Origin of the sequence: Dialister sp., assembly GCF_036343215.1 — a bacterium.
Taxonomy (GTDB): domain Bacteria; phylum Bacillota; class Negativicutes; order Veillonellales; family Dialisteraceae; genus Dialister.
Map to the genome: position 1 here is coordinate 1 of NZ_JAZASU010000131.1, position 3,929 is coordinate 3,929.

Sequence of the window (3,929 nt, forward strand, 5' to 3'; positions counted from 1 at the left end):
ACAGCTTTCCCGTTTACAAGGTTGTTAAAACAAAAAAGAAAATTCCTCCGGATGAAACAAAATTCCGGCAAAGCCAGACGATTCTGTCACCGGCGTTGTATCACGGCAACGCATACGTAATAGCTAACGATTTCTGCACCGATTGAGCCGCACATACGGAAACCTGGCAAAATGCCATCCAGATGTTTCAAAAGGAGGGTTTTCTTATGCCCAAAAGCCCGAACCGAAAGGTTCGGGCTTTTTTTGTTCTTCGGCATCCGTTCGCAGTCACGGCGGCCCGCGTCAGAATTGGAAGCGGGCCTGTATATGGATTTCAAAGGAACGGATAGACTTCCAACCCCTTTTATTCCATCCTTTTGGCCCTCATAGGGAAGAATTTCCGTTTCAACTGTCGAAATTGCCAATCCTCTGTTTCCGTGTTATACTTTCTTCAAACCCATCGAAAATAATGATGGAGGATAGAAGGTCGGGAGGAATTTTACATATGAATACAGGGAACAAAGAAGTTCGGCTGGAGGATGTGGCGTCCACAAAAGCTGCGCTGGATGAAAAAGCGCAGAAAATGCTGGAGGATAAAGACGCCGATTCCCGCATGAGGATCTACGATGGACCCATGAAAATGGTGATCGTAGTCCTTTTGTGTGTCTGGACTGCTTTCCAGCTTTATTTCACGACCCTTGGAGCTATCAGTGCGGTGAATCTGCGTGCCATTCACTGCATTTTTCTGCTGCTTTTTACGTTTCTCCTCTTTCCGACGTATAAGAAGGAAAGAAGACACCGGAAACTGCCGCCACTCTGGGACTGGCTTTTCATTGCCGGTTCCGTGGGGTCCTATCTTTACCTGATTCTCAATTTTACCCGCATTGCCCAGACCGGGGGCCGAATTTCTTCGATGGAAATCGGGATTGCTTTCGTGGCTCTGGTCTGTGTCTTTGAAGCAGCCCGGAGGGCTTCGGGAAATCTGGCTATTCTGGCCGCCATTTTCCTCGCTTATAACTGGTTTGGCGCTTACCTGCCGGGGTATCTTGGTCATAACGGTTTCACTTTGAAGCGGGTCCTTATTACCCAGTTCTGGGGGACGCAGGGCTTACTTGGGACCGGTATCGGCGTATCGGCCACCTATATTTTCCTCTTCGTCGTTTTTGGCGCCTTTTTGAAATACAGCGGATTTTCCCATTTCATCAATGATTTTTCCCTGACCCTCGTAGGCCGGACTTCCGGGGGCCCTGCCAAAGTAGCTGTCATTGCTTCCGGGCTCATGGGGATGATTAATGGTTCTGCCATAGCCAACGTGGCAACTACCGGAACGATTACCATTCCGCTGATGAAACGGACCGGGTATAAAAAGGAATTTGCAGGTGCTGTGGAAGCCGTAGCTTCTACAGGCGGACAGTTTACTCCGCCAATCATGGGGGCCGTCGGTTTCGTCATGGCAGAATTCCTGAATCTGTCCTATACTTATGTCGCTTTGGCTTCGGTTACTCCGGCCCTTCTCTACTATATCGGACTTCTGCTGGCTGTCCATTTTGAAGCGAAAAGGCTGGGGCTTTCCGGTATTTCCAAAGAAAATATTCCCGATGCCATGAAGGTCATCAAAGAACAGGGCCATCTGGTGCTGCCTTTAATCAGCCTCATCGGTCTCATGTTTATGGGATTTACGCCTCTTTATGCGGCAGTGATTTCCATTTTTGTCACCATCGGTGCCAGCTGGCTTCGGAAAGATACCCGCATGGGACCTGACAAGATTCTGGAAGCCATCGTGGAAGGGGCCAAAAGTGCTATTTCCGTCGGTGTATGCTGCGTGATTATCGGTGTGATTATCGGTACTGTTACCCTGACTTCCCTGGGCCTCAATATGGGTTATCTCATCCTTTCCGTAGTCAATGGCGGAAGCATTTATCTGGCCGGTTTCCTGGTTATGATTATGTCCGCCATTTTGGGAATGGGAGTTCCAGGAGTAGCAGCCTATGTCATTGTCCAGGCTGTAGCTGTCCCTGTTTTGATTAAGGCAGGAGCACTTCCTTTGATTGCTCATCTTTTCTGCCTGATTTATGCATGCCTTTCCAATATTACTCCACCGGTAGCCATGTCTGCCTATGTGGCTTCGGGGATTGCTGATTCGGACCAGACAAAGACAGGTCTCTGGGCTGTCCGTCTGGGACTCATTGGATTTATCATTCCTTTCTTCTTCCTCGATAATCCTGTCCTCCTGATCGGTGTGGACAAATCGGCAACGCCGGGCGCGACAGGCTGGGCCGTTTTCACAGCCATGATCGGGACTTTTGCCCTGGTGGCCGGTCTGGAAGGCTGGATACTCCGGAAATGCGGCATCATCGAAAGGGTCATTCTCATCGCGGCTTCTCCCTTCCTGCTGCTCCCGGGCGCTTTTACCGATGCCATCGGCGCAGGGCTGATTATCCTTGTATGCGCTTATCAGTATATGAGAAATAAGAAAGAGGCTTCTGCGGCTTGAGGGAATTGAGTCATTAGTGCTGATCGTGGTCCATGATCTGTGGTTCGTGAAGGATATGGTTTTCCTTTGGAAAACCAGTTTATGGAGTGCCCTTCGCGCGCGGCCTTTGGCGCTTTATCGGTGCTGATGTGCTTTCATCCCCGCCTGTGCACATTTCCCATATATACTTGCTGCCGCATCAGCGGCAGCACCTTCCCGAAATCCCAAATCCGATATAGAATTATATTTCCAAAAGGATAAAATCCCAGAAACGGGAATTTATTATATCCGGCAGAACCAGTAGTATTGCAGTATAGGAGGAACAATATGAAAAACTGGAAAAAAGCATTGGCAGTATCCATGGCAGCCATGATGATGGCAGGCGTTTTTGCAGGCTGCGGCGGGGGAGATAAAAAAGCAGCTTCCAGCGCACCGGCAAAACCGGCAGCAGGTGAGACTTTGAAAATTAATTTCCCCACAGCCGGCGCATCAGGGGCTCTTTATGCTGTTGGCGCAGCCATTACGAATATGTGGTCCAATAATGTTCCCGGCGTCCAGGCTTCCAGCCAGGCATCGGCCGGCGGTATTGCCAATCTGACCATGGTTTCTGAAGGGGAAGCCCAGGTTTCCATCGCTATTGCCAGCAACGTATATCAGTGCTACAAGGGACTGGACACTTTCAAGGATCATGCCTATCCGGATCTGAAAGTCATCGGCGGACTTTACCTCAATCCGAACCAGGTCGTTGCCAGCGCCAATTCGGGCATTGAAAATATCCAGGATATCAAAGGAAAGCACTTTGCTGTCGCTTCTGCCGGTTCTTCTGTTTATAACGAAGCCGATACCCATCTGACTGCAGCCGGTATGAAATTCCCCGATGATATCAAGGCGGAATACATTACTTTCGGTGATGCAGCCGATATGCTTCAGAATGGAACTATTGACGGTGCCTGGATTATGTCCGGCGCTCCGGCTTCTGCAGTTACCCAGGCCATGACCAGCGGTTCCCATCTGGTTCCGATTGATGATGCCCTCCTCGCCAAACTGAAAGCCGAGCATCCCTGGTACACCGGATTCACCATCAAAGCAGGCACCTATCCGAACCAGGATAAAGATGTGAAGACTTCTGCCATTAAGATGGTCATGTTCTGCCGCGGAGACCTTCCGGAAGACAAAGTCTATGAAATGACCAAGGCTCTCTGGACGCATATGGAAGAACTGGGACAGGCTCAGAAGAACCTGAAAGGCCTCAAAGCTGAAAATGCGGTGAAGGATATCGCCGGTGTTCCGCTCCATCCGGGTGCTGAAAAGTACTATAAGGAAATCGGGGTACTGAAATAAGAGTCATTCTCTGGAAATATGACCTGAGTCAGTAACGGTATTCGTGGGTTAGCCTCACCGCGGCACGCCCCGGTTGAGTCTTTACCGAAGTTTCGTGATTCGTGATTCGTGGTTCGTGAAGGTGGCGGGCGTCAGA

The 3,929-nt window shown here is 49.9% G+C and carries 2 protein-coding genes; both read left to right on the plus strand.

Going from position 1 to position 3,929, the window contains the following annotated elements; all coding sequences use genetic code 11:
• Nucleotides 1–484: 484 nt before the first annotated feature.
• Nucleotides 485–2,473: a TRAP transporter permease gene (locus VZT47_RS09620; RefSeq protein WP_330224748.1), complete on the plus strand. Its 1,989-nt coding sequence runs from the start codon at nt 485–487 to the stop codon at nt 2,471–2,473.
• 306 nt (nt 2,474–2,779) lie between these two features.
• Nucleotides 2,780–3,793 (plus strand): TAXI family TRAP transporter solute-binding subunit, encoded by a 1,014-nt coding sequence (locus VZT47_RS09625; RefSeq protein ID WP_330224749.1) that lies wholly within the window; start codon nt 2,780–2,782, stop codon nt 3,791–3,793.
• Nucleotides 3,794–3,929: the final 136 nt, after the last annotated feature.